Origin of the sequence: uncultured Bradyrhizobium sp. (assembly GCF_936928535.1) — a bacterium.
Classification (GTDB): domain Bacteria; phylum Pseudomonadota; class Alphaproteobacteria; order Rhizobiales; family Xanthobacteraceae; genus Bradyrhizobium.
Genome location: NZ_CAKZHY010000050.1, coordinates 1 through 5655 on the forward strand (window position 1 = coordinate 1; position 5655 = coordinate 5655).

General features: G+C 53.4%; 5 protein-coding genes. 1 reads left to right on the forward strand and 4 read right to left on the reverse strand.

Annotated elements, in window-relative coordinates; translation table 11 throughout:
- Window positions 1–17 precede the first annotated feature (17 nt).
- From Q0687_RS05980 to Q0687_RS05990, 3 genes are read right to left on the reverse strand one after another with little or no spacing between them, the layout of a single operon-like run.
- Window positions 18–3125 carry a hypothetical protein gene (locus Q0687_RS05980; protein ID WP_298873402.1) on the reverse strand — a complete coding sequence of 1036 codons (3108 nt, stop codon included), beginning with the start codon at window positions 3123–3125 and terminating at the stop codon, window positions 18–20.
- Window positions 3122–3502, reverse strand: a complete 381-nt coding sequence (locus Q0687_RS05985; RefSeq protein WP_298873403.1) for a hypothetical protein — start codon at window positions 3500–3502, stop codon at window positions 3122–3124. The genes Q0687_RS05980 and Q0687_RS05985 overlap by 4 nt, the downstream gene beginning before the upstream one ends.
- A 14-nt stretch (window positions 3503–3516) precedes the next feature.
- Window positions 3517–4056 (reverse strand): hypothetical protein, encoded by a 540-nt coding sequence (locus Q0687_RS05990; RefSeq protein WP_298873405.1) that lies wholly within the window; start codon window positions 4054–4056, stop codon window positions 3517–3519.
- 154 nt (window positions 4057–4210) lie between these two features.
- Here Q0687_RS05990 and Q0687_RS05995 point away from each other — a divergent pair, with 154 nt between their 5' ends.
- Window positions 4211–5227: a hypothetical protein gene (locus tag Q0687_RS05995; protein WP_298873407.1), complete on the forward strand. Its 1017-nt coding sequence runs from the start codon at window positions 4211–4213 to the stop codon at window positions 5225–5227.
- Between the two features lie 161 nt (window positions 5228–5388).
- Here the strand turns inward: Q0687_RS05995 and Q0687_RS06000 are convergent.
- On the reverse strand, window positions 5389–5655 hold a 267-nt coding region (locus tag Q0687_RS06000; RefSeq protein WP_298873409.1), incomplete at its 5' end, for a hypothetical protein.

Consider the following 5655-nt stretch of genomic DNA (forward strand, 5'->3'; position numbering starts at 1 on the left):
GGCGGTTCCGCAAAACGTCAAGCCAGCTTCAATAGGGTCGCGGCTAAGCGCTTACACAAGTTTCGACTACCGCTCACCATTTTGGACAGATTGGCCACATCAATTCCGAGGATGCCTGCAAATTTAGAAGCACCCAGCCGTCGCATCTCAGAGAGCGCCAAGCCCTTTAATCTTCGAATTTCCTGCTTTTGCTGACTTTTCTCTGAATCCAGCTGGACGATAATTCCCGAAATTCGCTGCACAAATTCCGGCGCGCACCCCGAAAATCCGTTTTCCAGCAGTTTCGACAACTTCGTTCGTGAAATACCCAATTTTGCCGCCGTCGTCCGGGTGCCATTCGCCGTGCAATATCGGGCAAGCACTTTTGCGAGCGAGCGCTTGCTTTGCGGTTTAGCGCCGTACCGAAGCTCGTCATCCGGATCAAAGCCCAAGAAATAATGCTCTTCCCACTTGTTACTCTCCTTCCCGATGTACTGAATTTCGTTCGCATAAACGTGCCGACGAAATGTCGTGCCTCGGTCCAAGAAATCGCCGTTTAAGAATTTGCTTTCGGGATGAAGGTGATATTGCGCCAATACCTGCGCGTAAGTCTTGAGCCCACGCGGGCTTAATTGTTCCCCGGTTATCCTATCGAAAGCCGACTTTGCCGCTCGACCCGGATCTTTATCGAATGGGGCAACTGGCTTTGGGAGGGATGTCTTGGATGTAGCGCTTGGCACTTCTGCAAGTTCGTTACCGTAGAATACGCAAACAAACCCAAATGGCTTCACTTGGTCGGCATATGTACGATATTTGTTGTACGCATCGAACCATCTGAGGTTCTTGGGTGTGGTTGCTGCGTATTGGCTCATCGCCGGCTGCCTGAATGTAGGATGAAAATCCAAAGTAGTTTCATAGTCAGGTTTTCCCTGAATTGCTGCGTTCGCTATTGTCCACCATAGGTCATGCTGCCATCGCTGAACTCCAATTTTGGGCAATGGTATTTTAGGAGGCGGAATCTCCTTAGGCGCATCTTGTTCGCCATAAGGAGCACGAAGATACCCTAATCCGTGGGCAGATGCTTTTCGGATGATGGGTCTGATTTTTTCGATATTGAAAAGGACATAGCGCTTTGCGGACACGGCCCAAACAAATAGAGGCTCGCGCAGAGCGCGATTCTTTAGCCCATAATTCACGTCCTCTATTTTCAGAATATCGCCACCAAACTTATACGGATTCAAGCGTCGGAACCACCCGACCACTTCGTCGACCTTTTCGTTGAAAATGCATTCCGACATATTTGCCGGCCTTGCGATGGCCATGCTGTCCGTGTCGCAAAATGTCCATTCCAAACCGGCGTCGGTCACCAACCGTTCTGCCATCGCCAGCATTAATCGCGCAGCACCGGTAATAGTGGTTGCCACCAGCGGGTGGAAAAATCGACCAGGTTGCTCTTCCTTGTTGGACATGTGTGAAAAGGGATTATCGCACGAGCCAAAGATTTTCAGACGTTGCGCCAGTGGACTGTCGGTGACATTTATCTCAGCGAAAATTCCGTAGCTTGTCGCATTCGCCGCGATCTTAATTGTGTTTTGTGCAATATCGAGTTGCGCCAGCTCGTCACCAGACGCATTGTTTCGTTGGTCCTTGAGCTTTTGGCGGGTCTCTATGAGGCTTTTGTAGAGGTCATCCCTATATGGATCGACGGTCTGTCCGTCTGCAAACGTAAGTTGCCTCAACTCAACCTGAGGGGCCCGCGGTTTGAAGATGACTGCCTTAAGGACCTTTACGCGCTTGCCAGTGAGCAACTGAGCTGCCAGGCAATCGGCTAACGTGAACCACATTGGCGATTTGCTGGATAGATAGTTTGCGCCGATCGTCCCATCAGCGTTGCTATCGTAGGCCGCACGCACGGGGAATACGTCGCCTTCTGGTATCACTTGAACTAGGGCAACCAGACGACTCCAATTCTCTGGTTTCTGAAGATCCGCGAGCGTCCAGCTATCAAGGAGTCGTTTGATCTCCCTGGTACCGTCCTTCCAATCAATGCCTCTGGCGATGACGTACCTCCACAAGCCCATCAGCGTGCAAACGGTTGGATACATCGAAAGAAAATCGCAGAGCACCACCTGTCGCATTTCCCGCCGTATCCGTACCTCGGAGCGGCCGCCATAGAAGGTGGACATAATGTCTGCCAACAACGACCGAGGTACATTAGGCTGCAAGCTTAGCCACGGCTGGATGCCCATTTTATTGAAGTACGCTTTTCCGAGACTGGCTTCGCTAAAAACCCGGCTGATGGGTGTTTCCAGCGACATCGCAGCATATCGAGACCGGAGGGCCTGATAACAGTGCCATGTCGTGAGGACGTCTCTACGTGCGTAATCGAGATATTCCGCTGTTAGCTTTCTGCCATGCTCGTCGGTCTCGAGCTTTCGCGCCTCGACGGACAGGAATTTCGCAAGCGAGCCCAGCGTAAATGACTTGCTTAGAAGGGCGGCTGCCAGGGTGCGAACATCGACAAAGTAGCCGCGCTTGACGGGAACCGATTGTCCTCGCTTCCGCTGGCTGCGGTTCGCGGGAGACGAGTAGCCAGCATAGCGCATGAACGAGACGAATCGAGACAAATGTTTAATTTGAACCGGAGGACACCATGGGAATGGGGAGAGCTTTAGACTGAAGCCTCCATACATGCTCTTGTCCCTCTGGGTCGTACGTGCCGGAAAGTGGCTGATCGCTAGTCGCGATAGGTCAAATGGCAGGTTGAACCCAACGATGGTTCCTCTTAGCTCGTAGCCGTACTTGTAAAGTATCTTGTCGATGAATTCATCGCAGCTCATCAACGCGACATTCGCGCGGGACGCCCAGCGCCTGATTGACGCAGCATCACGCTGGTACAGCATCCCAGGCTTGTAGAAGCAAATCTCGTGGCGAAGCTCTTCCCGAAAATAGACGCGACAGAACCCAAGCCGGAGAGCTTGTCCCGGGTCAGTTGTCGTCTCGCAGTCAAAGACAACGGTCCAATCTGATGTATCTAACGCGCGACCTGCCTTATTGCGCCGCTTGACCATGAATTTGACAGGCTCCGCGAAAGCTCGAAGCAGTATCGGTCGTTCTTCTTTCGCTGGCGGTTGGATGGAAGTCATTTGCGACCTCCGTTTAAGTGTGCCACGTCGCCCGATCGCGCGATCAGGGCTTCGCCATATTCGTAGAGACGCTCCAGAATCAGCGCGAGCATATCTGCCAAGCCCAATAGAAAATTGCCGATGCTCGCCAAGGTCTGGTCCGCCTGCTGTGGCTCGCTTGGATGCTCCTTCTGATCGTAGGTGACCAAGCGGTGATGGTTTGAACAGAGCAGAACGACCAGCCTATCGCGCTTGCGGGTATCGGGATGATGTTCTTCGATGACGCGCCAATCTGAATTTCCGCAAACCGCACATCGCGGATTGTTAGTACCCAACTTGTGCAGGCGCGATTGTTTGCGACGCTCATAATCGTCACGTTTGCTGTTGTTCTTCGGCATTGGAGCTTCTCTTTTCAGTCGATAAGGCGATAGATCTTCATGTCCGCGTCGCTGCCTGTGTTGGCGAGGCGGAGCAGAACGTTTGGGCGGGTTTCGAGTAGGTGGTCTTGCTTGTGGATGTCAGTGATTGACTTCCCCTCGTAGGGGGTAAGTACCGCTGCATCGTTGGTTTCCAGGAAGCGCTTGACCGCTGCACTGTAGCCCTTCGCGAGTTGGGCTCGCACAAAACCTCGAACGACTATGGTTCTTGCTTGGCCATTCGTTGCGATGCCGACTTCACGCGTAGCCCGGTCTGTGATCCGCCATCGGCGCCTTTTTGGATCCCACTTTGCGAGTTTGTAGTTCCGAACCAGGCGACGCAGGCGTGCTTCCGATACCCCAGTGCTGCGGGCAGCGCTCTTGATTGATCTGGTGACCATGAACAGACGGCGCGCATGGTCGAGTTGAATGGGGATTTCGCGAAGGGGCAGTTTGGATTTGCGCGCGGCTGCCTGGATTGGCGATCGCTTGCGTCCCGGCCTCCCGCGCTTGGGAAGCCTTGATCTCTTTCTCATAAAAGCTCTCCACATTTTCGGTAGAGAGCTTGACGCTGACGGACGTCGATTCCCGCACCGACTCGCGGTAGGCTGCCCGGAACAAGGCCGGCTCAGGCGGGACTTCCTGCATCACTTCGCGGTAGCCTGCCCGAACTATGCTGAGAGCAATGACGTGAGTCCGGACGATCCTGGCGAATCAGCGGATGAGATCCTCGCGACAGCGAAGGGGACAGGATTGGATTTAACGGAGTGGCAATTGCGGCGCTGGCATCGAGCGCACATTTTGCCTGCGCCCAAACAAGAGCATGACTTGGGCATTCCTGGTTCTAGGACTATCTATCCCAGTGGCACGACGAGTCAGCTCTTAGCTCTCTGTCAGATTCAGCAAAGTTATCAGCACTCACTCCAGCGATGTGGCGAGGCACTTTGGTGGCGCGGTTTCCACGTTGGAGTGCAATATTCCCGAGAGATTTTGGAGAACAGAGCCATTTGGTACGACGACTACCTTCCAAAAATCCACCGAACTTTTGATAGCGATTTCGCTCCTGACGCTATCGAACACCTTCGTACGTTCAGAACGGACAACAAGGTCTTTCGCAAGGTGCGCAAACGAGTGGGCCAGAAGTATTTCGCGACCTTTTTTGAGTTCATCAGGCGCTTGCTTACAGGAGAGTTCGAAGGGTGGTCTTCGTATGTGACTGACGGCTCAGATGCCGAAAAATTGGCTCTAGACAAGGCACTCAAATTGAGTCGAGCGCGCAGCGAAGCTGCAATCTCGCAAAATCAACGTCTGTACGAGGAGTTTGAAGGAGCATTCCAGCTAATTTCTGCCCGCTTGGGCGGGCTGAAGTTGGTGGAAATCTACAAAACGTTATCGGACCAGCAGATTGTCCGAGCGCGAAACGAGTTGCGCCTATTTCTCACGATCGCAAAAATGGGCAAACAGCCGCCGAACAATCCCGCCGGCCTGAAAATGCTGGCAGAAATCGAAGAGCAAATTGATTTCCGAACTGCCCAATTGATGCTGTTATTCTTGACTGCGCTAAATGAGGATAGATTTTTTCAAGAGCGCGCCGCTCAAATAGTCGATGAATTTCGGAAGGGTGCCCAACGAGGCGTCACTCCTGAATCGATCCGATATTTGAGAGCATGCGATCCAGCGCTAGCAGAAATTGTATTCCCCAATTAGCCCGTTTTTTGTGGCGACCTCGCTCCAAAACGTTATAATTATGCATGGAATATCAGCCAGTTATGGACGATTGCCAGTGGGCGGAACGCTGCCGATATTGGGCAACCCCACGAGCCGAAAAGAAGCGTCTCGGTGCGCCGGCTAGACGCACTCGCGAGCCGCTAGTCCTGACCGGACACGGCCTCGGGCTGCGAGTTGAGGCGGGCACGCTGCTCGTCCGGGATGGCTTCACCCACTATCCGCAGGTTCGGGCGATCCAGCGCTTTTTTCCGGGCGACCGGAACATGCCGTCCAGAGTCGTCATTGTGGACGGAAACGGCAATATCACGCTGGATGCGCTGGACTGGCTCACCGAGCAGAACGTACCGCTCATCGTAAGCGCTAAGCCGGCACCCTCGGTTCGACGTTAGATTAGATGTGCGAAGAAG

Excerpts from the sequence above, each read along its gene's own strand:
- Q0687_RS05980 (WP_298873402.1), bottom strand. The coding sequence starts at position 3,125 with ATGACTTCCATCCAACCGCCAGCGAAAGAAGAACGACCGATACTGCTT.
- Q0687_RS05985 (WP_298873403.1), bottom strand. The coding sequence starts at position 3,502 with ATGCCGAAGAACAACAGCAAACGTGACGATTATGAGCGTCGCAAACAA.
- Q0687_RS05990 (WP_298873405.1), bottom strand. The coding sequence starts at position 4,056 with ATGAGAAAGAGATCAAGGCTTCCCAAGCGCGGGAGGCCGGGACGCAAG.